The sequence below is a fragment of the Curtobacterium sp. MCPF17_003 genome (assembly GCF_003224385.1).
GTDB classification, from domain to species: Bacteria; Actinomycetota; Actinomycetes; order Actinomycetales; family Microbacteriaceae; genus Curtobacterium; species Curtobacterium flaccumfaciens.
On sequence record NZ_QKLC01000009.1, the window covers coordinates 134,656 to 157,658 of the forward strand.

Here is a 23,003-nt window from a genome sequence, read left to right on the forward strand (position 1 = left end):
GTCAGCCGATGTTGCCGACGGCCGACTTCGCCTTGCTGATGGCCGACTGCGCCGACTCGTCGTTCGACTGCAGCGATGCGCGCAGCGTGGCGATGATCTGCTTGACCTCGCCGGCGACCGTGTTCCACCGCTGTTCCTTGGCGTGGTACTCGTCCGAGACGCCGTCGGCCTGGTAGTCGGCCATGGCTGCCTTCACGTCCGAGTCACGCTGCGCGATGAGCGACTCGAGCTGCGCCGCCACGGCGTTGAAGTTGTCCTGTGCGTTCTGCGAGGCCGCGACGTCGTAGTCGCGACGATCTGCCTGGTTGCCACCGCTCATGGTGTTCTCTCCCTCTCCCCGAAGATCCGTCAGGCGCGGCCGCTGAAGCGGGCCGCGTCGAAGTTCGAGCTGCCCTCGAGCGAGCTCGTGGACTGCGCCATGTCCTGGTCGCCTTCCTGGAACGAACGGTCCATGCCCGAGATGCCCTGCAGCACGCTCGCGAGCGCACCGTTCAGCTCGTTGGCGATGGTGTCGGTCTCGGCCTTGAAACGGTCGAAGGCCGCTCGACCGGCACCGTTGAACCGACCCTGCAGCGGCTCGGCCGAGTCGGCCAGCTTGCGGACGAGCGTCCCCAGGTCACCGGAAGCACCGGACGTCTGCTTGGTCAGGTTGGTCAGGACCTGAGCCCCCATCGCGAACTTCATCGCGCATCCTCTCCGTCGTTCCCCCACCCCGAACGGGTGACAGCGAATACCCGCAGCGTAGACCACGTCCGCCGCGCGCGTCACCCCCGGGTTCTGACATGATCGTTCCTGCCGAGGGGAGGTGGGGCATGTCGTCGATCGTGGTCGAGTCCGTGGTGCCCGTGCTGACCTGTGGTCGCTGCGGGGTCGCGACGAGCCAGGGCCAGCGCTTCTGCACCGACTGCGGCGCCCTCCTCGGGCGCACGGTCGGCTCCGCCGAGTACGACGCCCTGCAGGGCGTCGCCACGGCGCCGGCCGGTTCGGTCCTCCTCGCCCGGCTGGTGGACGTCGTCGTCTGCCTGCTCGGTGGTGCCGCCGGCGCCGCCCTCCTCTTCCTCGCCCACACCGCGGTCCCCTCCTCCGCCCCCGTGGGCACCGCCGTCGCCGGCGCGGTCGCCGGGCTCGTCGTGACGACCGCGATCGTGGTGATGCGTGCCTCCAGGACGGGCCGCGGGCCGGGCGGGCTGCTCCTCGGTACGCGCGTCGTCGACGTCGACGACGCGCTGCCCGCCGGGCCCGTCCGACAGCTCGCCCGACTCGGTGGCCGTCGGCACGGGCGTGCGCCCGGAGCCGGCCCGTGGGCCGCGGCGACGGGCACGCTGACCGCGTCGCTGCACCGTGGACGAGAGCCGCTCGACCCAGCGGTGCCCGCGCTCGGCACCGCCTTCGGTGCCGCCGCGTCGGCGGGTGTCCGTCCGGGGTCGACGCCGCTGCCCGGAGGCGCGGTGCAGGCTGGTCTCGACGCCACCCGTCGTGCGGGGTTCGGTCCCACCCCCGCGGCCGGGTTCGCGGCGGTGCCCGCGCCGACCGCACCGGTGGCCGATGACTCGGTACCGCCCGACGCGGTCGTCCTGCGGTTCGACTCCGGCGCCGTGCACTGGTTCGGCGGAACCTGCGTGATCGGCCGGAACCCCGAGGCGGAGCCCGGCATCGCGACGGTCGCGGTGCCGGACCTGTCGCGCACGCTCTCGAAGACGCACGTCGCCCTCGTGCAGGCCGGCGGAGTCGTCGTGCTCCGCGACCTCGGTTCGACCAACGGCACCTCGGTGGTCCGTCCGGACGCCTCGTTCGAGGACCTCGTCCCCGGAGTGGACCTGCCCGTGCCCGCCGGCTCGACGGTCCGGATCGGGGACCACGCGTTCGTGGTCGACCGCGTCGGAGCCGCGACGTGAACCCGCTCCGACGCGACACCGCCGGGGACGACCGCCCGGTCGCGAAGCACCCGCTCATCGACTCGGCGGGCGACGGCAGCATCCGCTACGAGACCCGCGCGGGGATCGTGCGGCTCGGACGTGCCCAGGCCGACCTGCTCGCCACCGCGGCAGGCGAGGGCGCCCGCCCGATCCTGGTGACCGACGGCCTGTCCGTCGTGACCGAGGCCTTCCGCCAGGCGTTGCTCGACTGCGGCGGGGCGTGGGTCGTCCGCGGTGACGACGGCCTGCGGAACGGACTCGACGGCGGACGACTCGACGACTTCACGGACGCGCTCCGGACCGGCCCGCCGACCTCGGTGCAGGACGTCGCCGTCGGGTACCTGCGCCCCTGGACGCCGACGGCGGAGCAGCTCGTCGTCTCGGTGTCCGTCCGGCACCGGGCCGCGGACGAGACCATCCTCGGGGGCACCACCGAGCTGCTCGCGACGGAGCTCGCCGGGGCGGCACCGACCGGCTGGGCGACGCACGAGCCCGCGGGTCGCGCGTGGGACCGGCGCACGCTCACCGAGGCCGCTCGCTCGCGGATGCCCGACCCCACGCGGTTCCTCGCCGTCGGTTCGCCCGACGCGCCCCTCGCGGTGACGATCGTCGCGCAGCGCACCGAGCACGGCGTCGAGGAGCTCACCACCGGGCTGCTCGCGGTCGGTGCACCCGGGGACACCGTCTCCGAGATGCGGGTCGCCGCCGTCCCGCAGGTGCTCGGGCGGCTCGCCACGACGCAGCTGCCGCTCTTCGCCCTGGTGCTCCGGCGCCCGGGCCGCGCGGACCTCGCGCAGGCGCCGCGCCTGTCTCCGCCCCCGCTGCCGGTCGCGATGCTCCTCGGTGCGCCGGCGGTCCGGCAGCTCGACCTCGACGTCGAGGCGATGCGCGACCGCTTCGGCGCCGTCATCGCCGGGCGCCCTCGGATCCCGGCGCTCGTGCTGCCCTTCGGGCGGCAGCAGGACCGCAACCCGGTCGACGAGCTGGCCGACGTCATCGACCACATCGGGCCCGACCGCGTCGCCGACGCCGTCGGGATGGACGACCGGACGAGGGAGCAGGTGCAGCGTGCCGCGGAACAGTGACTCGATCCTGCTGGAGAGCGTCTCGACGCACCGCCGACGACTCCGGCAGGCGTTCGTGCTCGGGCGCCTCGCCGACCGCCGGTTGGTGAACGACAACGTCAAGCGGTTCATCGGCAGCGTGGTGCTCGCCGCGGTCGTGGGGGTCGGGTGCCTCGGGTACTCCTTCGTCACGAACGCGCTGGCGCAGCAGGCCGCCCAGCAACAAGCGCAGCAGACACCGCGACCGGTGCCGACCACGCAACCCCAGCAGGAGACCAGTTGAGCGACTTCACCCGCGTGACCGTCGTCGGTGTCGGCCGCCGTGCCGACGTCGTCGTCGCCTCCGACGAGCCGTTCGCCGGACTGCTGCCGCGCCTGGTCGACATCCTCGACGAACCGATCGCGGACAGCGCGCAACCCGTCGCCCTCGTGCGCGTCACCGGTGAAGAGGTGTCCCTGGCCGCGGACGCCGCGACGCAGGAGATCGCCGACGGCGAGGTCCTGCACCTGGTCCGTCGCGCCGATGCACCGCCCCCGCCCGAGGTCTCCGACGTCACCGACGCCGTCGCGGACTCGCTCGGCCGTCGTCGCGACGGCTGGGGCACCGCCGCACGCCAGTCCGTCGCCGCCGCAGCCGTCGGGGCCACCGCCTCGGTCGCGGGCACCCTCGTGGTCGCGGCGTTCACCGTCGCCTCGGTCCGAGCCGCGTTCGACGGCGGGACCGTCGCCCCCGCACTGTTGCCGTCCGTGCTCGTCGGCAGCGGTGTGGTCCTGGCGATCGCTGCGCTCGTCGCGGGTCGTGCAGGGGCCCGCTGGACCGGCATCGCCCTCACCGCCGCGGCCACCGGGCTCGCGCTTCCGATCGGGTTGGCCGTCGGACCGGTCGTCGGACGGGACGGCGACCAACCCGCGATGGTCGCCGCCCTGGTGCTCGTCTGGGCGTGGATCGCGCTCGGCCTCGGACTCGGCGTCGGGCAGCGCACGCGGACGATCGGCGTCGCGGCCGTCGTCGGCGTCGTGCTCCCGCTGCTCGGCATGGTCACCTGGCTCACACCGGCCCCGCAGGCCGCCGGCTGGGGCGTGGTCGGGATCGCAGCCATCGCCGTCTGCGGGCTCCTGCCCTCGGTCGCGATGTCCTCCGCCGGACTGACCGGCCTCGACGACCGGGTGAGCGGCGGCGAGCCCGTCGCCCGCGCCCGCGTCGTCACGGCGCTCGAGGACGCGTACCGGGCACTCGACTGGACGACCGCCGCGGTGGCCGCCCCCATCGCCCTCGCCGGCGCCGCACTCGTCTCCGACCGCGACCCCTGGGCCGTCGGGCTCGGTGCCGCGGTGGTCGTCGTCGCCACACTCCGCACTCGGGCCTTCCCGCTGACGCTGCAGGGTGTGCTGCTCTGGAGCGCCGTCGTGGTCGCCGCGGTGCTCGGGCTCCTCGGTCACGCCACCACCGCGCCGTTCCAGGTGCTCGGCTCGCTCGCCGGCCTCGGGGCGCTCGGAGCCCTGCTGGCCGGGGTCCGGCCGGCCGCACACCAGCGAGCCCGCCTGCGGTCGCTCGGCAACGTCCTCGAGACGATCTCGGTCGTCGTGGCACTGCCGCTGCTGCTCGGCACCTTCGGCCTCTTCGCCGCGCTCCTGGAGACGTTCTGACCATGCGGCTCCTCGACGACGTCGTCCCCGCGCTCGGGCGGGCGTTCTTCGGCAGCGTGGCCGGCGGTGCGCGCGAGCTCGACGATGCGCACCGTGCCATCCGGCAGGCCGTTCCCACCAGTCGGCGCATCGCGTTCGCCTCGCTCCGCGGCGGCACCGGCTGCTCCGTGACCGCGGCAGCCGTGGCGACCGTGCTCGCCCGTCGTCGCTCCGGTCGGGTGCTCGGCGTGGACGGTGCCGCCGGGCTGCGCTCGTTCGCCACCCACGCCGGCGCCGACCGGACGGACCCGACGCCGCGGTCCGAGCGCCGTGCCGCCGCCCGGACGTCCTGGGACGCGACCGACGGTCTGGCGGTGACCCCGTCGGGACTGCACGTGCTCCGGATCGGCGACCCGCGCCTCCCGAGCCGACAGGCCGCACCCGCCGAGTGGACCGACGCCGTCGAACCGATCGCGCGGTTCTTCGACGTCGTCGTCGGGGACTGGGGGTCCCGGAGCCCGTTCGTCGACCTCGGCGCCGTGGCTGCCGACGCCCACGTCGTCGCCCTCGTCACCGGCCCCGACCGCCCCGCCATCGAGGAGGGCGTCGCGCACGCCGACGCCGTCCGGCGGCACGCGCCGGGCACGCGCGTCCTGGTCGTCCCGGTCGACGCCACGGGGGCTGGCCTCCGTGCAGCGCGCACCGCCGTCCGGTGGCCCGGGCACGCCGTCCACCCGATCCCGGGCGACCCGAGCGTCACCGGGGGCGGCGAACGCCCCACGGCCTCCCGGATCGCGCTCATCCACCTGACGGCAGCCCTGGTCGACGCCGCGGTCGACCGTCGCACCAGCCGCACGACCCCGGAGGCCGCCCGGTGAACCGCGTCGTGCACCGGCCCGCCCGGGTCTCCACCCCGCTCGTCCGTCCCGAGGCCGAGCAACTCGCCCCGCCACCGCAGCTCCCGGAGGGGCCGAGTGGCGGCCTCCCGCTGCAGTCGCTGCTGCCGGTCGTCGGTGCGATCTCGTCGGTCGTGATGATGGTCGTGCTCCGCGGCAACAACCCGGTGCTCATGGTCGTCGCCGCCCTGGTCTTCGTGGTCGCCCTCGTCGGCGGCCTCGGCATGGCGTTCACCCAGCGGGGCAACGCCGTGCGGAACCGGCGGACGCAGCGCGAGCGGTACCTCGACTACCTCGAGGAACTGCGCGGCGACCTGCGGACGCGCACGACCGCCGTCCGCGAACGTGCCGAGCACGTCGACCCCTCGCCCGACACCCTCCCCCGTCTCGTCGGCGACCCGGCACGCCTCTGGGAACGGCGGCGCACCCACGGCGACTTCCTGCGGGTCCGCATCGGATCAGGTGACGTGGGGTGGCTCGACCTCGCCGTGCCGCCGGACCAGAACCCGGTGCAACCGCTCGACCCGCTCATGCTCGCCGAGCTCGAGCAGGTCGCCGAACACTACGGCACCGTGCACGCCATGCCCATCGCGGTCCGACTCGACGACGCCGGGGACGTCTCGGTCGTCGGTGACCGCGACGCCGTGCTCGAGGTCGCGCGGGCACTCGTCGTGCAGCTCGCAGCGCTGCACGCCCCGGACGACCTCCACCTCGCCGCGGCGTTCCCGGCGGCGCACGCCGACGACTGGGACTGGTTCGACCTGCTCCCGCACGCACGGATGGACCGCACCTTCGACGGGCCGTTGCGTGCGCGCCGGGTCGCCGAGGACGTCCCGGCGCTCGCCCGCACGCTCGCCGGCGAGTTGGGCGAACGCGCCCGGACCGCCGCGATGTACCGGCGGTCCGGTGACTCGGCCAAGCGCAGCGACCTGCCGCGCCTGGTCGTGTTCGCGGACGAGCACGGCGTCGTCGCCGTTCCGCTCGCGCTCCCCGAGGGCGAGACCCGGCCGGAGGACCTCCGGATCACGGTCGTGCACCTCGTCGCCGACCGGCTGCACGAACCGTCGGACGTCCGGGTGCGGGTGACTGCGAGGTCCGACGCCCCGGGTACCGGCCGTGGCACGGGCGCCGGATCCGGTGCACGCACGACGCTCCTCGAGATCGTCGACGCCCGCGACGTCGAGGAGGGTGAGCCCGCACCGGTCCAGCTCGCCGTCTGCGACCCCGTCGCCCCGCCCCTCGTCACCGCCGTCGCACGAGCCCTCGCGCCCCTCCGCCTGTCCGCCGACACCGAGCAGCGTGCCGAGTCGTCGGCCGCCATCGGCGTCTCGGACCTGCTCGGGGTCGACGACGTCGCCACGATCGACCCGGACCGCACCTGGCGGCCCCGAGCCCCGCGGGACTTCCTGCGCGTGCCGATCGGTGTCGACGACTTCGGCGCCCCGCTGCTGCTCGACCTCAAGGAGTCGGCGCAGCTCGGCATGGGCCCGCACGGCATCTGCATCGGTGCGACCGGGTCCGGCAAGAGCGAGATGCTCCGCACCCTCGTGCTCGGCCTCGCGGTGTCGCACCCGCCGGAGGACCTCGCGATGATCCTCGTCGACTACAAGGGCGGTGCCGCGTTCGCCCCGTTCGCCCGCCTCCCGCACGTCGCGGGTCTCATCGACAACCTCGCCGACGACCCGCAGCTCACCCGGCGTGCTCGCGCGTCGATCGCCGGCGAGGTCCGACGGCGTCAGGAGATGCTGCGCGACGCCGGATCGGCGCCCTCCATCACGCACTACCGGGAGCTCCGGACCCAGCGACCGGACCTGCCGCCGATGCCGCACCTCGTGCTCGTCATCGACGAGTTCGGCGAGCTGCTCACCGCGGAACCCGAGTTCGTCGACCTGCTCCTCATGATCGGGCGCATCGGGCGATCGATCGGCGTGCACCTGCTGCTGTCGAGCCAGCGCATCGAAGCCGGCAAGCTCCGCGGCCTCGACACGTACCTGTCCTACCGGCTCGGCCTGCGCACGTTCTCCGAAGCCGAGAGCCAGGTCGTGCTCGACACGGGCGACGCGTTCCACCTGCCCGCGGTGCCCGGCTACGGCTACCTCAAGGTCGACACGAGCGTGTACACCCGGTTCCGATCCGGCTACGTGTCCGGCCCGGTCGAGGACGCCGCTCCCGTGTCGGCCGTCACCACGTCGTCCGCGGACGCCGCTCCCGAGCCGTTCGAGCTGCCCGTCTACAACACGCTGGCCGCCGAGGACGACGAACCCGGTGAGGTCACGCTCGAGGCACCCGACGTCGGGCGGAGCGTCGTCGACGAGGCCGTCGAACGCCTCGACCGCGGCGACCGCGACACCACGCCGGTGTGGTTGCCGCCGCTGCCGACGCGTCTGGCACTCGGCGCCGTCCTCGATCCGAACACCGTCTCCGACCCGACCGGGGTCACGGTGCCGATCGGCCTGCTCGACGACCCCGCGCGGCAGCGACAGCGACCGTGGATGCTCGACCTCACGCGGGGCGGCGGACACGTCGCTGTCATCGGAGCACCCGGCTCCGGCCGGACCACGTTCCTCCGCACGCTGGCCGCATCGATCGCGCTGACCACCACGCCCCGGCAGGTCAGCGTCTACGGGATGGACCTCGCCGGCGGCGGCCTCGGTCGCATCGAGGGCTTCCCGCACGTCGGCGGTGTCGCCACGCGTGCCGACCGGAACCGCCTGCTCCGGTTGGTCGAGGAGCTGCAGGCGATGATCCGTCTGCGCGAACGGGTGTTCCGCGACCACGGCATCGACTCACTCGCGATGCTCCGCACCCGGCACGCCGCCGGCCGTGTCCCCGAACTGGGATCGGCGGACGTGGTGCTCCTCGTCGACGGGTTCGGCGTGATGCGCACCGAGTTCGAGGAGCTCGAGGACGCCTTCGCCGACCTGCTCCAACGCGGCGGCAGCTTCGGCATCCACGTCGTCCTCGGGCTCACCCGGTGGAACGAACTCCGGCTCGCGAGCCAGCCACTGATCGGGCAGCGGTTCGAACTTCGCCTCAACGACCCGGCAGACTCCACGATCGCCCGCGCCGCCGCGGCGACCCTGAAGTCCGGCGAGCCCGGTCGTGTCCTCACCGACGGCGAGTTGTTCGGCCAGGTGGCCCTGCCGGTGCTCGACGACGTGGAGGACGGTGTGGTCGGCGACGAGCTCGGCGCCCTCGCCCAGCGGGTCGCCGACAGCTGGGGTGGTCCGGCTGCCGCGCCGATCCGCCTGCTCCCGGAGTCGTTCGACCCGGCCGAGCTCCCGGACCCGCTCGACACCCCGACGACGGTGCCGTTCGCGCTCCGCCAGGACACGATGGACTTCGTGGCCTTCGACCCCGCCGTCGACCAGCACCTGCTGGTGTTCGGCGACACGGCCAGCGGCAAGACCGCGCTCCTCCGGGGCCTGGCGGCCGGGTTCATGGACCGTTCGACGCCGGACGAACTCGTCCTCGCCTTCATGGACGTCCGCGGCAGCGCTGCAGCCGGGACGCCGGACGACTTCCTCGGCGGGCACGCGGCGAACGGCCGGGACGCCCGGGGGCTCGCCGCGGCCATCGCCGCGGAGCTCGAGCAGCGCGCAGCCGGCACGTCCACCGGACCACGGCCCCGCATCGTGGTGCTCGTCGACGACTACGACATCGTCGCCTCGGCGGGCACCGACCCGCTCGCGCCCCTCATGCCGTACCTGCCGTCGGCACGTGACCTCGGACTCCACGTCGTGCTCACGCGGCCCGTCGCCGGTGCCGCACGCGCGATGTACGACACCGTGATCCAGTCGATCCGCGACTCGGGTGCGACCGGGCTCGTGCTGAGCGGCGAACGGTCGGAGGGGCAGGTGTTCCCGAAGGTCTACGCGGAGCAGTTCCCGCCCGGCCGCGGGCGTCTCGTCCGACGCGGGACGCCCCCGCGCATCGTGCAGGTCGCCCACTTCCCCACGGCGACGACCGTCGCCCCGGCGCAGGCCGACCCCGCCGGTCAGACGACCGTGCTCGACCCGAAGGGAGCCGTCGATGCCCCGTGAGGTGACCATCCTGTCCGCTGCGGCTCCGTCGTCGCTCGCGCTGGTCGAGGCCGGAGCGCGGATCGCGCCGGATCTGCGGGTGCGAACGCTCGACCGCGTGGTCACCGAGATCGTCGACGACCGCGGGCGGGCCGTCCTGAGCGTCCAGATGCCCGAGCGTGTCGAGAACGCCGCCGAGATCGCACGACTCGCCCCGTGGGCGACGCTCGCCGCGCCCGTCTGGTGGACCGAGGCCTGGCTCCCGTGGGGGCCGACGGGTGAGGTCGGTGTGGCGATCGTCCAGGCCTTCGCAGCGTCGATCGACGCCCAGCTCCTCGTGGAGGACGGCGCGTGAGCACCACACCCCCGACCTCGGCTCCGCTGCCGCCCATGCCCGGCTCGCGGCGGGCAGCCGCGCAGCGCGCCCGGACCGTGCTCGTCGCCGGGGTCGCCGGCGGCACCGGGACGACGACGGTCGCGGCACTCCTCGCCGATGCGGTCGGTGGACGTCTCGGCGTGGTGGTCCAGGCGACGGACCACTCCGGTGGCGAGCTCGCCGCACGACTCCCCACCCTGCAACCGGCCACCTCACGCGTGACGGTGCACGACATGGGGGCGCACGTCGGCCCTGCCGCCGTGCTCGCGGCGACGCCGGAGAACTCCCTCGTCGTGGTCGGGCGGGCCACCGCCGACGGCGCGGCGGACGTCCGGGCAGCGCTCGCGTCCATCGCCGATGCTCCGGACCCGACCCTCATCGGGCGATCGGTCGTGGTGCTCGTGGACCGCGGCGCGGCGCACGATCCGGTGGACACCCGTCGGCTGAGCGACACAGGGGTCTCGGCGGTCCTCGTGCTGCGCGCCGACCGCGCTCTCGGCCGTCCCGGTCGGGTCCAGCTGGGAGCGATCAGCGACACCACGATCACGACGGTGTCCGGTCTGCTCACGGCCCTGGGCTGGTAGCCGCGACCGGTGGACGAACGGGAGGCCCGTCACCAGCTGGTGACGGGCCTCCCGTTCGTCGGTGCTGACGTCGTCAGGCGCGCGCGGACCGGATCCGCTCGGCGAACGCGGCGTGCAGCGGGTGCTCCGCAGCGAGACCGGTGATCTGCGTGGCCACGTCCGCGTCGGACGCGTCCGACGCCAGCAGAGCCTGCAGTTCGACGCTCTGCTCGTCGTCCGCGACGTCGAAGCGGAGCGCCGCACCCATCGCGTCCAGCAGCGCCGTCGGCTCCGTGCCGTCCTCGGCCAGCGCGGCGGCTGGCGAGACGAACCGCTCGTCGCGCGACAGCTTGCGGAGCGGCTGGCGGCCGACGCGGGTCACCGTGTCGGGCAGGTGCGGGTTCTCGAACCGGCCGATGATCGCCTGCACGTACGCGCGGTGCACCTCGGGGTCGAGCTCGTGCCGGCGGATGAGCAGGTCGCTCGTCTCGGCGAGCACGGACTCGAGCTCGGAGCGCACGGCGGGGATCGCGATGGCGTCCGAGATCTTGTCGGCCCCGGCGACGAAGCCGTGGTAGGCGACGGTGGCGTGGCCGGTGTTCACCGTGAAGAGCTTGCGCTCGATCGAAGCCGCGAGGCCGTCGACGTAGTGCGCGCCGGGGATCTCCGGCTCGTTCCCACCGAACGGCGTGCGGTCGATGGCCCACTCGTAGTAGGTCTCCACGGTCACGTCGAGTCCGCCGCCCTCGGGTTGCGCGGGCACGATGCGGTCGACGGCGGTGTTCGCGAAGACGGCCTTGGCCAGGGCGGCGTCGCGGCCGTCCTCGGGCAGGGCGGCGACGATGAACTCGCGCAGCCGGTCCGTGGCGTTCAGGGCGTTCTCGCACGCCATGACGGCGATCGGTGCGGCGTCCGCGTCACGGGCGACGAGCGCGCGGGCGATGACCGGGGCGATGAACTTCAGAACGTTCGGGCCGACGGCGCACGTGACGACCGCTGCGGTCGCGATCTCGGCGACCACGCCGTCCTCGTCGTGCGCGCTGTTCAGTGCGCGGAAGTTCGTGACCTCGTGGTCCTGGGCGCCGGCCCCGACCTCGTGCACGGTGTACGAGTCGGCTGCGGCCAGGGCGTCGATGAGCGGGGCGGCGACGTCGGCGAAGACGACCTCGTACCCGGCCTCGTGGAGCAGGAGCCCGACGAAGCCGCGGCCGATGTTGCCGGCGCCGAAGTGGACGGCGGTGCTGGTGCTCACTCGTTGACCTCGCCGAGGATCGACAGGATCGCCGCGGTGTCGGCCGCGTCCGTGAGCTTCTGGACCTCGTCCTCGTCGGAGAACACGATCGCGATCTTCGACAGGATGTCGAGGTGCTCGTTGTTCACGCCGGCGATGCCGACGACGAAGCGCACGGGGTTGCCGTCCCAGTCGATCGGGCTGGCGTAGCGGATGAACGACAGGGCGGACGACTTGATGGCGTCCTTCGCGTCGTTGGTGCCGTGCGGGATGGCGAGGAAGTTGCCCATGTAGGTGGACACGCTCTTCTCGCGCTCGAGCATCGCCGGGTAGTAGTCGGCCGTGACCGCGCCCGCAGCCTCGAGGATCTCGGCCGCCTCCTTCATCGCTTCCGACTTGGTCGGCGCGGTGTCCTCGGTGTGGATGCGGATCTGGCTCTCCTGCAGGACGGGCATCGGGGGTTCTCCTTGTGTTGAGGACGAGATGGAGGGGACGGGTCAGCCCCGTCCCCTCCGATACTGCACTTCGTTACTGGTTGTGGCGTTACTGGTTCTTCAGCTGCTCGACGACCTGGTCGTACTGCGGCGCGTTCATGAAGTTGCCGACCGACACGTGCTGCGCGTTCGGGTTCTTCTGCTTCGCGCGGTCCGTCAGCTCCTCCTGCGTGATGATCAGGTCCTCGTCACCGGACAGGTTCGCGATCGCCTTGTTGGAGACCGTGACCCCTTCGATGCCCGCCTTCTTGATCTTGTTGCGCAGGACGCTGGCGCCCATGGCGCTCGAGCCCATGCCGGCGTCGCAGGCGAAGACCAGGTTCTGGACCTTCGTCGCCGTCGCCGTGCTCGCCGAGCCGACGCCACCGAGGGAGGCCTCGGCCTCTTCCTCGTTGGCCGGGGAGTTGTTGCCGAGCAGACCGGCGGTCGCCGAGTTGACGTCACGGCCCTTGTTGGCCTGGAGCTTCGCCATGGCGGCGCTCATGTCACCGCCGCCGTTCGCCAGGTCGCGCTTGCGGCTGGCGAGGAGGAAGAAGGACGAGACCGCGAAGGACACCGCGGCGGAGAGGATGACCGACAGGATCACGCCGAGGAAGCTGTTGCGCTCCGTGGCGCCGAGCACCGCGAAGATCGATCCGGGCGACGCCGGGGCGACGAGGCCGGACTGGAACGCGACGTTCGTGGCGACACCCGTGGCACCACCGAGGATGACGGCGATGAACAGGATCGGCTTCTGCAGCACGTACGGGAAGTAGATCTCGTGGATGCCACCGAAGAACTGGATGATGATCGCGCCGGGAGCGGTCGAGCGGGCGATGCCGACACCGAAGAAGGTGAAGGCCAGCAGCAGACCGAGGCCGGGGCCGGGGTTCGCCTCGAGCAGGAACAGGATCGACTTGCCGGACTCGGCGACCTGCGCCGCGCCGAGCTGGTCGAGCACACCGTGGTTGATGGCGTTGTTCAGGAAGAAGACCTTCGCCGGCTCGATGATGACGCTGGCGAGCGGCAGGAGCGAGTGCTGCACGAGGAAGTCCACCGCGGAGCCGAGGCCCTCGGCGATGAGCTTGAACAGCGGCGCGAGCCAGAAGAACCCGATCATCGCGAGGACGAAGCCCAGGATGCCGGCCGCGTAGTTGTTCACGAGCATCTCGAAGCCGGGCTTGATCTTGCCGTCCCAGATCCGGTCGATCTGCTTGATCAGGTAGGCACCGAGCGGGCCACAGATCATCGCGCCGAGGATCATCGTGGTGCCGGAGGCCCCGATGATGACACCCATGGTCATGATCGACCCGACGACGGCACCGCGGGTGTCGTAGATCATCCGGCCGCCCTGGATGGCGATCGCGAGCGGGATCAGGTAGGTCAGGATCGGGCCGACGAGGCCGGGGTTGGCGACACCGGCCGTCTCACCGAACCCGCCGAGGACGCCGACGGGCGTCCACCCGGTCTCGATGAAGAAGGCCGTGATGATGCCCCACGCGATGAAGATCGCGATGTTGGGCATGACCATGCCGGAGAGGAACGTGCCGAACTTCTGAACGGCGACGCGTGCGCCGCCCCGCGACTTCGCGGGTGCGTCGGGCGCTGCAACGGACGACGTTGTCATGTGCGGTGACTTTCTGTGTGGTGGAGCTGCTGCGTGGTGATGGGAGGGGTGGTGCTGGGGTGGCGGCTCAGGCGGCGTGCGTCGCGGCCGCGGCAGCGGACTTCGCGGCCGCCGCCGTGCTCGCGGCGAGTGCCGCCGTCGCCATCTCGCGGGCCTGTTCGAGCGTGTAGCGACCGAGTTCGGCGCGCACGTCGGCCAGGGCCGCGGGGGTCATGGAGAGGGTGGTGGCGCCGAGACCGACCAGGACGACGGCGAGCAGCGGGTCGGCTGCTGCCTCACCGCAGATCCCGACGGCCTTGCCGGCGGTCGCCCCCGCGGTGCCGAGCTGCGCGACGAGGCGCAGGACGGCGGGGTGCCACGGGTCCTGGTAGGACGCGACGGTGCCGAGCATGCGGTCGGCAGCCATCGTGTACTGGGTCAGGTCGTTCGTGCCGATCGACACGAAGTCGGCGTTCTGGAACACCTGCTCGGCCATCAGCGCGAGCGACGGCACCTCGGCCATGACACCGGCGGTGCGGATGCCGAGTTCGCGGGCCAGGGTGACGAAGTACTCGGTCTCCTCGGCGTCGGCGACCATCGGGGCCATGACCCACAGGTCGGCCTCGGTCGCGGCGTCGGCCTGCGCGAGCGCGGTGAGCTGGTCGCGCAGGACCTCGGGGTGGTTCCGCAGGGCACGCAGGCCGCGGCGTCCGAGGGCCGGGTTCTCCTCGTCCTTGTCGGTGAGGAACGGCAGGGGCTTGTCGGCGCCGGCGTCGAGCGCGCGCACGACCACCTTCTTGCCGGGGAACGCCGCGAGGAGCTGGCGGTACGACTCGGTCTGCTCGTCGACCGTGGGGGCCTTCGGCGAGTCGAGGAAGAGGAACTCGGTGCGGAAGAGCCCCACGCCCTCCGCACCGAGAGCAACGGCGCCGGCGGCGTCGGCGGGGCTGCCGAGGTTCGCGAGCAGGGGCACGACGTGGCCGTCGGCGAGGGCACCGGCGGTGAGCGGCGCCGCTGCGGCGGCGAGACGCTCGGCGATGCGGCGCTCGACGTCGGCGACCAGTGCGGCGTCGGGGTCGGTCACGACCGTGCCGGCAATGGCGTCCACGACGACGGACTGGCCGTCGGCCAGGTCGTCGGCACCGGTCACACCGACGATGGCGGTGATGCCCTTGGCACGGGCGAGGATCGCGGTGTGCGAGGTCGGGCCGCCGTCACGGGTGACGAGCGCCAGGACCTTCTCGAGGTCGAGCAGCGCGGTGTCCGCCGGGGCGAGGTCACGGGCGACGAGGACGAAGGGGGTGTCCGACTCGGGGACACCGGGGGCGTGCACGCCGCGGAGCTTGGCGATGATGCGCTGCGCGACGTCGTCGAGGTCGGCCGCGCGCTCCCCCATGTAGCCGCCCATCCCGACGAGCAGGTCGCGGAACTGGGCGAACGCCTCGTACACGGCGCGCTCGGCGTTGGTGCCGCCGTCGATGCGGGTGTGCACGTCGTCGAGGAGCGTCGGGTCCTGCGCCATGAGCGCCTGGGCCTCGAGCACGGCCTGGGCGTCGCCACCGGCGAGCTGTCCGCGCTTGTTGAGGTCGTCCGCCACGGCGGCCAGTGCGTCGTGCACGGCCTGCTTCGCGTCGTCGGCCGAACCCACCAGGGCGTCCTTCGACGGTTCGCCGAGCGGGTCGGCCATCCGGAGCACGGGGCCGTGGGCAACGCCACGGCCGACGCCGGTGCCGAGCAGTTCGGACATTCGAGACTCCTTCATCTCACACGCGCTTGCGGTGGGGTGGATCGTTCGGTGCACACGACACGGGAACAGACCACGCCCGTGCGGCTGAGCAGCACACTACCCCGCATCGCGTTGACAAACAAACACATCCGGGGATAAAAATGCAGAAACAGATGCCCGTTTGCGTCTGACGGATCGAACGCAGGGGACGACATCGCGGATGCCGTGCCCGAGCGTGTCCGTTCCGTTCCGACCCGAGACGACGAGGTCCGATGTACGCACCAGAACGCCACCAGCGCATCGTCGAGCAGGCGCGCGCGCAAGGCCGGGTGGACGTCAAGGACCTGGCCGAGTTGCTCGCCGTCACGCCCGAGACCATCCGCCGCGACCTGACGAGCCTCGAGCGCCGCGGGCTCGTCCGTCGCGCGCACGGCGGCGCGATCCCCGTCGAGCGGATCACCCTGCACCCCGGTGTCGGCGACCGCGGCGGCATCAACCAGACCGAGAAGATGGTCATCGCCGAGGCCGCCCTGGCGGAACTGCCCGAGAACGGCTCGATCATGATCGACGCCGGCACCTCGACCATCTGCCTGGCCGAGCTGCTGCCGACCGACCGCGGGCTGACCGTCGTCACGCACTCGCTCCCCGTCGCCACCGCCGTCGCGAACCGCCCGGGCATCGACCTGCACCTGCTCGGCGGCAACATCCGCAGCGACTCCCTGGCCGGCGTCGGCACCTGGACGCACCAGCTCATCGGCATGGTCAGCGTCGACGTCGCCTTCATCAGCATCAACGGCATCACGCCGGAGCGCGGCCTGACGACCCACAACATGGCCGAGGCCGCCGTGAAGAGCGCGATGATCAAGTCCGCACGACGGAGCATCCTGCTCGCCGACCACACCAAGTTCGGCCGCGAGGAGTTCGGTCGCGTCGCCCCGCTCGCCGCGATCGACACGATCATCACCGACCCCGCCGTCAACCTCGACCTGGTCCGCGAGGTCGAGGCCGCCGGTACCGAGGTCTTCTGGCCCGGCCGACCCTGACCGCGCCCCGTTCCCGCCCACCCAGCGCTCGCTAGCATGAGCCAACCACCCATCGACAGGAGTACATCGATGTCCGAAGCCACCCGCACCGTGACCGTCGCCAGCGCATCCGGCCTGCACGCTCGCCCCGCATCCCTCTTCGTCCAGACCGTGACGGCGTCGGGGCACCAGGTCACGATCGCCAAGGGCGACAAGTCCGGGAACGCCGGCAGCATCCTCGCCCTGCTCGGGCTCGGCATCGAGAACGGCGACGAGGTCACCCTCACCGTGTCGGGCGACGACGCCGAGACCACGGCGGACAGCCTGGTCGAGTTCCTGAAGACGGACCACGACGCGGCCTGATCGCGCAGGTCGCGTCCTGCACGCGACCACAGAGCGGACGGGAGGCACGGTGCCAGCTGGCACCGTGCCTCCCGTGCGTCCGTGGGGGCGTCCAGGGCTGTCGGCACCCGCCGATAAGGTGTTCTGCATGACACGCCTGCGCCTCGCATCCGTCAACGTGAACGGCGTCCGCGCCGCCTTCCGCAAGGGCATGGGCGACTGGCTCGCCACCCGCGACGTCGACGTGCTGGCCCTGCAGGAGGTGCGCGCGTCGAGCGACGACCTGGCGGCGCTGCTCGGGGACGAGTGGGACATCGTGCACGACCCGGCGACCGCGAAGGGCCGGGCCGGCGTCGCGATCGCATCTCGACACTCCGCTCAGATCCACCGCGTCGCGCTCGGCCCGGACGACTTCGACTCGGCCGGCCGCTGGCTCGAGGCCGACTACGAGATCGGCGGGACGACCGTCACGGTGGTCTCGACGTACGTGCACTCGGGCGAGGTCGACACCCCCAAGCAGGACGAGAAGTGGAAGTTCCTCGACGCGATGACCGAGCGGCTGCCGAAGCTCCGCGAGCACAACCCGCTCGCGGTCGTCGTCGGTGACCTCAACGTCGGGCACGACGAGCGCGACATCAAGAACTGGAAGGGCAACGTCAAGCGAGCCGGCTTCCTGCCGCGCGAGCGCGCCTACTTCTCGCGGTTCTTCGGCGCCGACGGCGAACCTGTCGAGGGTGCCGACGGCTCCACGGGCCCCGGGCTCGGTTGGGTCGACGTGGGCCGCGCCCAGGCCGGCGACGTCGACGGCCCGTACACGTGGTGGTCGTGGCGCGGTCAGGCGTTCGACAACGACACCGGCTGGCGCATCGACTACCAGATGGCGACGCCCGACCTGGCCGCCAAGGTCACGGAGTACACGGTGGACCGCGCCGCGGCGTACGACCAGCGATGGTCCGACCACGCCCCCGTGGTCGTCGACTACGAACTCTGACCCCTCTTCTCTCGCTTCACCTGACGCACCGGAGCACCACCATGACCAAGACCCGCATCTTCTCGGGCATCCAGCCGTCCGCCGGATCGCTGCACCTCGGCAACTACGTCGGGGCGCTCATGCAGTGGAGGACCCTGCTCGACGACCACGACGCGATCTACTGCGTCGTCGACATGCACGCGATCACCTCACCCCAGGACCCCGCCGAGCTCCGCGCGAACACCCGGGCCACCGCTGCGCAGTACATCGCGTCGGGCATCGACCCGTCCAGGGCGACGCTGTTCGTGCAGTCGCACGTGCCCGCGCACGCCGAGCTCGCCTGGGTGCTGAACACGCTGACGGGCTTCGGCGAGGCGAGCCGGATGACCCAGTTCAAGGACAAGTCGGCACGCCAGGGCGCCGAGGCCGCGTCGGTCGGGCTCTTCACGTACCCGATCCTGATGGCCGCGGACATCCTGCTGTACGACACCAGGGTCGTGCCGGTGGGCGACGACCAGCGACAGCACGTCGAGCTGACGCGCGACCTGGCCGGACGTTTCAACTCGCGGTTCGGTGACACGTTCGTCACGCCCGAGGCACGGATCCTGACCGAGACCGCGCGCATCTACGACCTGCAGGACCCGACCAGCAAGATGAGCAAGTCCGCAGCGTCGGACAACGGCCTCATCCGACTGCTCGACGACCCGAAGCGCACCGCGAAGAAGATCAAGTCGGCCGTCACCGACGCCGAGCGCGAGATCCGGGCCGACCGTCAGGCCAAGCCCGGTGTGACGAACCTGCTGTCGATCCTGTCGGCGTTCACCGGCACCTCGATCGCCGCGCTCGAGGAATCGTTCGCCGGCAAGGGCTACGGCGACCTGAAGGGCGAGGTCGCCGACGCCGTCGTGGCCGAGCTCGAACCGGTCCGCGCCCGGACGCTCGAACTGCTCGACGACCCGGCGGAGCTCGACCGGCTGCTCGCCGTCGGCGCCGACCGCGCCGAGTCGATCGCGCAGGAGACCCTGGCCCGCGTCTACGACCGCATCGGGTTCGTCCCGCGGTCGCGCGGCTGACCGTGCAGCCCGTCACGCTCGAGTCGGCGCGGGTCCGGCTCGACCTGCCCACCCGTGCCGACACCGCGGCGATCACCGAGGCCTGTCAGGACCCGGAGATCGTCCGGTGGACCACGGTCCCGACGCCGTACCGCGAGCAGGACGCCCGGACCTTCGTCGACGCCCTGGTCGGACCGGGGTGGGCCTCGGACCGCGAGTACACGTGGGCGATCCGACCGGCCGGTTCGACGTGGCTCGCGGGCATCATCAGCTACCGCACCGCCGGTCGTGACCTCGGGTTCTGGCTCGCACCGTCCGCGCGCGGTGCCGGACTCATGCACGACGCCGTCCGGCTCGTGGTCGACCAGGCGTTCGAGCAGGGCGCGCCGGACGTCTACTGGGAGTGCTACCAGGGCAACACGGCCTCGGCGGCGGTCGCCCGTGCGGCCGGGTTCTCGTACACCGGCCTCGGCGCAGCCCGGGTGCCCGACCGGGACGGCGGCCCGACCACGGCGTGGACCGCACTGCGACGCGCCGACGGCACTCCCGCCTCCGAGCTCCCCTGGCCCAGCGCCTGAACGCGCTCACAACCGTGGTGACGTGTCACCCAACCGCCGCCGGTAGGCTCGGCCCGTGAGCGACACGGCACGACCCACCGAGGTCCGGGCGATGCGCCGCGGGCTCGAACTCGCGGCCCTCGGGCCCGTCGTCGGCGACCACGCCCGCGTCGGCGCCGTGATCCTCTCCCCCACCGGCGAGGTCCTCGCCGAGGGGTGGCACAAGGGCGCCGGCACCCCGCACGCCGAGGTCGACGCGATGGCCAAGGTCGATCCGGCACTGCTGCGCGGCGCGACGGCGGTCGTGACCCTCGAACCGTGCAACCACGTCGGCCGGACCGGGCCGTGCGCCGTGGCACTGCTCGACGCCGGGATCGCCCGGGTCGTGTACGCGATCGACGATCCCGGAGCCGACGTGCACGGCGGCGCCGACCGACTCCGCGCCGCCGGGGTCCAGGTCGTCTCCGGGGTCCTGGCCGACCAGGCCGAGGCGTTCCTCGAACGGTGGCTGCTCTCGGTCCGGCTCGGCCGACCGTGGGTCACCGTGAAGTGGGCGTCCAGCCTGGACGGGCGCGCCGCCGCTGCCGACGGCACGAGCAAGTGGATCACCGGCGCCGCCGCACGGCAGCACGTCCACGAACAGCGTGCCGCCCACGACGCGATCCTCGTCGGCACCGGCACCGTCCTGGCCGACGACCCGAGCCTGACCGCCCGCGGGGACGCCGGCGAACTGCTCGCCGACCAGCCGCTCGCCGTGGTGCTCGGTGACCGCCCGGTGCCGGCCGACGCCGCGGTCCGTCGGCACCCGCGCGGGCTCGTCACCTTGCCCGGACACGACCTGGCCGCCTCACTCGGTGCCCTGCGCGGGCACGGCGTGCACTCGGTGTTCGTCGAGGGTGGTCCCACGGTCGCCTCGGCGCTCATCGCCGCCGGACTCGTCGACGAGTACCTGGTGTACCTCGCCCCGGTGCTGCTCGGCGGACCCCGTGTCGCCCTCGACGACCTGGGGGTGGGAAGCATCTCAGATCGTCGGCGGTTGGACGTACTATCGACCACCAGCCTCGGCCCCGACCTGCTGGTCCGAGCCCGACCGCACCGTCCGCAGCACCAGCAGCAGCAGCAGCACGACGCGACACCCGGGCTCGGGAACGACGGGCCCACGAACGACCGGAGCACCCCATGACCGATGCGCTGACCTCCCCCACGCCGGGGAGCCCGGTCAAGTTCGAGGTGTCCACGAACGTGCCGACCACCCACGGCACCTTCCAGATGCGCGCCTACCGCGACCTCGTGACGAGCGCCGAGCACGTCGCGATCATCGGCACCCTGCCGGACGGCTCGATGCCCACCGACGGGGCACTCGTCCGGGTGCACTCCGAGTGCCTGACCGGTGAGGCCTTCGGGTCGCTGAAGTGCGAGTGCGGCCCCCAGCTCGACGCCGCGCTCGACACGATCGCAGCCGAGGGCGGCGTGGTCGTCTACCTGCGCGGGCAAGAGGGCCGCGGCATCGGCCTCATCAACAAGCTCAAGGCCTACCGCCTGCAAGAGGACGGTCTCGACACCCTCGACGCCAACCTCGCGCTCGGCCTGCCCGCCGACTCCCGCGCCTACGGCGGCGCCGCGGGCATCCTCGCCGACCTCGGCATCACCCGCGTCCGGCTGCTGTCGAACAACCCGGAGAAGCGCCGCCAGCTCGAGGAGCACGGCATCACCGTCGACTCCCTCGTGCCGCTGGTCGTCGGCGTCTCGGCGCAGAACGCCGGGTACCTCGACACCAAGCGCGACCGGATGGGCCACCAGCTGCCCGAGCACCTCGAAGCGGGAGCCGGCGCGGGCGCCTGAGCGCGCGCAGGCGACGGAGCTGCAGCCAGCCGACTCTGGGCTGATTCGCAGGCAGACGACATCTGTCGTATGATCGGGCTTCCGTCACAAGCGGTCCCCCCTCAGCCGAACGCACCCGATCGGTGCCCGCGCCACCCCGCGCGAACCGATCGGTGTCCGCCGTTTCGGATCCTCGTGCTCCCCGTCGGGAGCACGCAGCACGGAAGACCCCGCCCTGTCATGACCGCCGCCCCGGCACCCGCAACCCCCACCTCCGCTCCGGCGCCCGCCGGCAACCCGCGCTCCCGCGTCGTCATCGCGAGCCTCGTCGGCACGTCGATCGAGTTCTACGACTTCTACGTCTACGCGACCGCCGCGGTGCTCGTCTTCCCGACGCTGTTCTTCCCGAACGAGGACCCGACGGCCTCGCAGCTGTCGTCCTTCGTCACGTTCGCCCTGGCGTTCTTCGCCCGGCCGGTCGGGTCGATCATCTTCGGGCACTTCGGCGACCGGATCGGCCGCAAGACCACCCTCGTCGCGTCGCTGCTCGTGATGGGCACCGCCACGTTCCTGATCGGCTGCCTGCCGACGTTCGACACCATCGGGGTCTGGGCCCCGATCCTGCTCGCCGTGATGCGCTTCGCCCAGGGCGTCGGGCTCGGCGGCGAGTGGTCAGGCGCGGCCTTGCTCGCGACCGAGAACGCGCCGAAGGGCAAGCGCGGCGTGTTCGGCTCGATGCCGCAGCTCGGTGCCCCGATCGGCTTCCTGCTCGCCAACGGCCTGTTCATCGCCATCAACGCGGCGATGCCCGCCGGCGCCGACGGCACCCCGAACGCCGACTTCCAGGCATGGGGCTGGCGCATCCCGTTCCTGCTGTCCGCCGTGCTCGTCATCATCGGCCTCTACGTGCGCTTCAAGCTCGTCGAGTCGCCGGTGTTCCGCGGTGTGCAGGAGTCCGGCACGGTCGCGAAGGTCCCGCTCGGCCGGGTGTTCCGCACCTCGTGGCGGGCCGTCATCGTCGGCACCTTCGGCATGGTCGCCACGTACGTGCTCTTCTACTTCATGACGACGTTCACCCTGTCGTACGGCACCACCGGCGCCGAGGCGAGCGCACTCGTCCCGAAGGTCGGACTCGGCTACACCCGTGGCGAGTTCCTGACGCTGCTCATGATCGGCGTCGTGTTCTTCGGTATCTTCACCCCGATCGCCGGACTGCTCGCCGACAGGTTCGGCCGCCGCAAGACCCTCATCCCGACCACCATCGGCATCGCGCTGTTCGGCCTGACGTTCCAGTTCTGGTTCGCGGCGTCGAGTGGGCCGATCACCGTGGTGACGTTCCTCATCGTCGGGCTCTCGCTGATGGGGCTGACCTTCGGTCCGATGGGTGCGCTGCTGCCCGAGCTGTTCCCGACGAACGTCCGCTACACCGGCTCGGCCATCGCGTACAACGTCGCGTCGATCCTCGGTGCGTCACTCGCCCCGACCATCGCATTGGCACTCTGGAAGCCGGACGGCGACATCTTCCTGGTCGGCCTGTACCTGACGATCGCCGCGGTCGTGACGCTGGTCGCGCTGCTCTTCGTGCGCGAGACCAAGTCGAAGGACATCGCCGACGCCTGATCGCCGACCACCTGACGGACGGGAGGCCCGGTGCCAGCTGGCGCCGGGCCTCCCGTCCGTCGTCTGCCCGGTCAGAACGCCTTGCCCGGGTTCAGGGTCCCCGCCGGGTCGAGCGCGTCC

21 protein-coding genes and 1 pseudogene are annotated in these 23,003 nt (G+C 72.3%); 16 read left to right on the forward strand and 6 right to left on the reverse strand.

Annotated features, from left to right (window positions below):
• Position 1: 1 nt before the first annotated feature.
• Both DEJ30_RS10985 and DEJ30_RS10990 read right to left on the reverse strand, forming a co-directional pair.
• Entirely contained in the window at positions 2–319 is a 318-nt protein-coding gene (locus DEJ30_RS10985; protein WP_027466434.1) for a pore-forming ESAT-6 family protein, read from the reverse strand.
• Between the two features lie 29 nt (positions 320–348).
• Positions 349–684, reverse strand: a complete 336-nt coding sequence (locus DEJ30_RS10990; protein WP_110861342.1) for a WXG100 family type VII secretion target — start codon at positions 682–684, stop codon at positions 349–351.
• A gap of 128 nt (positions 685–812) precedes the next feature.
• On the opposite strand from DEJ30_RS10990, the gene DEJ30_RS10995 reads away from it, so the two are divergent.
• Genes DEJ30_RS10995 through DEJ30_RS11030 form a run of 8 tightly spaced genes read left to right on the forward strand, consistent with a single transcriptional unit; the run spans position 813 to position 10,484 of the window.
• Positions 813–1,895, forward strand: a complete 1,083-nt coding sequence (locus tag DEJ30_RS10995; RefSeq protein ID WP_181420102.1) for an FHA domain-containing protein — start codon at positions 813–815, stop codon at positions 1,893–1,895.
• Positions 1,892–3,001, forward strand: coding sequence for a DUF6177 family protein (locus tag DEJ30_RS11000; RefSeq protein WP_110861347.1), 1,110 nt, complete (start codon positions 1,892–1,894; stop codon positions 2,999–3,001). The genes DEJ30_RS10995 and DEJ30_RS11000 overlap by 4 nt, the downstream gene beginning before the upstream one ends.
• The gene (locus DEJ30_RS11005; protein WP_110861350.1) at positions 2,985–3,263 is read left to right on the forward strand and encodes a hypothetical protein; all 279 of its coding nucleotides are present in this window, start codon (positions 2,985–2,987) and stop codon (positions 3,261–3,263) included. Before DEJ30_RS11000 ends, DEJ30_RS11005 begins: the two co-directional genes overlap by 17 nt.
• Positions 3,260–4,627 carry an EsaB/YukD family protein gene (locus DEJ30_RS11010; protein ID WP_181420103.1) on the forward strand — a complete coding sequence of 456 codons (1,368 nt, stop codon included), beginning with the start codon at positions 3,260–3,262 and terminating at the stop codon, positions 4,625–4,627. The genes DEJ30_RS11005 and DEJ30_RS11010 overlap by 4 nt, the downstream gene beginning before the upstream one ends.
• Positions 4,628–4,629: 2 nt before the next feature.
• Positions 4,630–5,484, forward strand: a complete 855-nt coding sequence (locus DEJ30_RS11015) for a hypothetical protein (protein WP_110861353.1) — start codon at positions 4,630–4,632, stop codon at positions 5,482–5,484.
• Positions 5,481–9,545, forward strand: coding sequence for a type VII secretion protein EccCa (gene eccCa, locus DEJ30_RS11020; protein WP_110861355.1), 4,065 nt, complete (start codon positions 5,481–5,483; stop codon positions 9,543–9,545). The genes DEJ30_RS11015 and eccCa overlap by 4 nt, the downstream gene beginning before the upstream one ends.
• Positions 9,535–9,879, forward strand: coding sequence for a hypothetical protein (locus DEJ30_RS11025; RefSeq protein WP_110861357.1), 345 nt, complete (start codon positions 9,535–9,537; stop codon positions 9,877–9,879). The genes eccCa and DEJ30_RS11025 overlap by 11 nt, the downstream gene beginning before the upstream one ends.
• Positions 9,876–10,484 carry a hypothetical protein gene (locus tag DEJ30_RS11030; protein ID WP_146238567.1) on the forward strand — a complete coding sequence of 203 codons (609 nt, stop codon included), beginning with the start codon at positions 9,876–9,878 and terminating at the stop codon, positions 10,482–10,484. Before DEJ30_RS11025 ends, DEJ30_RS11030 begins: the two co-directional genes overlap by 4 nt.
• Positions 10,485–10,557: 73 nt before the next feature.
• Here DEJ30_RS11030 and DEJ30_RS11035 read toward each other — a convergent pair whose 3' ends face one another.
• The 4 genes from DEJ30_RS11035 to ptsP all read right to left on the reverse strand — a co-directional run bounded on the left by DEJ30_RS11035 (position 10,558) and on the right by ptsP (position 15,520).
• Positions 10,558–11,715 (reverse strand): mannitol-1-phosphate 5-dehydrogenase, encoded by a 1,158-nt coding sequence (locus DEJ30_RS11035; RefSeq protein WP_110861362.1) that lies wholly within the window; start codon positions 11,713–11,715, stop codon positions 10,558–10,560.
• On the reverse strand, positions 11,712–12,149 hold the full coding sequence (locus DEJ30_RS11040; RefSeq protein WP_071244331.1) for a PTS sugar transporter subunit IIA: 438 nt from the start codon (positions 12,147–12,149) through the stop codon (positions 11,712–11,714). The genes DEJ30_RS11035 and DEJ30_RS11040 overlap by 4 nt, the downstream gene beginning before the upstream one ends.
• Positions 12,150–12,237: 88 nt before the next feature.
• A complete protein-coding gene (locus tag DEJ30_RS11045; RefSeq protein WP_071406396.1) occupies positions 12,238–13,794 on the reverse strand; it encodes a PTS mannitol transporter subunit IICB in 1,557 nt (518 codons plus the stop codon).
• A 67-nt stretch (positions 13,795–13,861) separates the two neighbouring features.
• Positions 13,862–15,520: a phosphoenolpyruvate--protein phosphotransferase gene (gene ptsP / locus DEJ30_RS11050; RefSeq protein ID WP_110861364.1), complete on the reverse strand. Its 1,659-nt coding sequence runs from the start codon at positions 15,518–15,520 to the stop codon at positions 13,862–13,864.
• Positions 15,521–15,771: 251 nt separating this feature from the next.
• Here ptsP and DEJ30_RS11055 point away from each other — a divergent pair, with 251 nt between their 5' ends.
• From DEJ30_RS11055 to DEJ30_RS11090, 8 genes and pseudogenes are all read left to right on the forward strand, one after another.
• Positions 15,772–16,542 carry a DeoR/GlpR family DNA-binding transcription regulator gene (locus DEJ30_RS11055; RefSeq protein ID WP_027466423.1) on the forward strand — a complete coding sequence of 257 codons (771 nt, stop codon included), beginning with the start codon at positions 15,772–15,774 and terminating at the stop codon, positions 16,540–16,542.
• 69 nt (positions 16,543–16,611) lie between these two features.
• Positions 16,612–16,884, forward strand: coding sequence for an HPr family phosphocarrier protein (locus DEJ30_RS11060; RefSeq protein ID WP_022905912.1), 273 nt, complete (start codon positions 16,612–16,614; stop codon positions 16,882–16,884).
• Between the two features lie 127 nt (positions 16,885–17,011).
• Complete coding sequence (locus DEJ30_RS11065; RefSeq protein WP_110861366.1) at positions 17,012–17,854, forward strand: exodeoxyribonuclease III; 843 nt, start codon at positions 17,012–17,014, stop codon at positions 17,852–17,854.
• Between the two features lie 41 nt (positions 17,855–17,895).
• On the forward strand, positions 17,896–18,906 hold the full coding sequence (gene trpS, locus DEJ30_RS11070) for a tryptophan--tRNA ligase (protein WP_110861368.1): 1,011 nt from the start codon (positions 17,896–17,898) through the stop codon (positions 18,904–18,906).
• A gap of 2 nt (positions 18,907–18,908) precedes the next feature.
• Entirely contained in the window at positions 18,909–19,463 is a 555-nt protein-coding gene (locus tag DEJ30_RS11075) for a GNAT family N-acetyltransferase (protein WP_181420104.1), read from the forward strand.
• A 55-nt stretch (positions 19,464–19,518) separates the two neighbouring features.
• Positions 19,519–20,625, forward strand: coding sequence for a bifunctional diaminohydroxyphosphoribosylaminopyrimidine deaminase/5-amino-6-(5-phosphoribosylamino)uracil reductase RibD (ribD, locus tag DEJ30_RS11080; RefSeq protein WP_110861372.1), 1,107 nt, complete (start codon positions 19,519–19,521; stop codon positions 20,623–20,625).
• 29 nt (positions 20,626–20,654) lie between these two features.
• Positions 20,655–21,284 (forward strand): annotated as a pseudogene (ribA, locus tag DEJ30_RS11085) (GTP cyclohydrolase II); the annotation flags it as partial.
• 219 nt (positions 21,285–21,503) lie between these two features.
• Positions 21,504–22,883 (forward strand): MFS transporter, encoded by a 1,380-nt coding sequence (locus tag DEJ30_RS11090; protein WP_110861376.1) that lies wholly within the window; start codon positions 21,504–21,506, stop codon positions 22,881–22,883.
• The last annotated feature ends 120 nt before the right edge of the window (positions 22,884–23,003 follow it).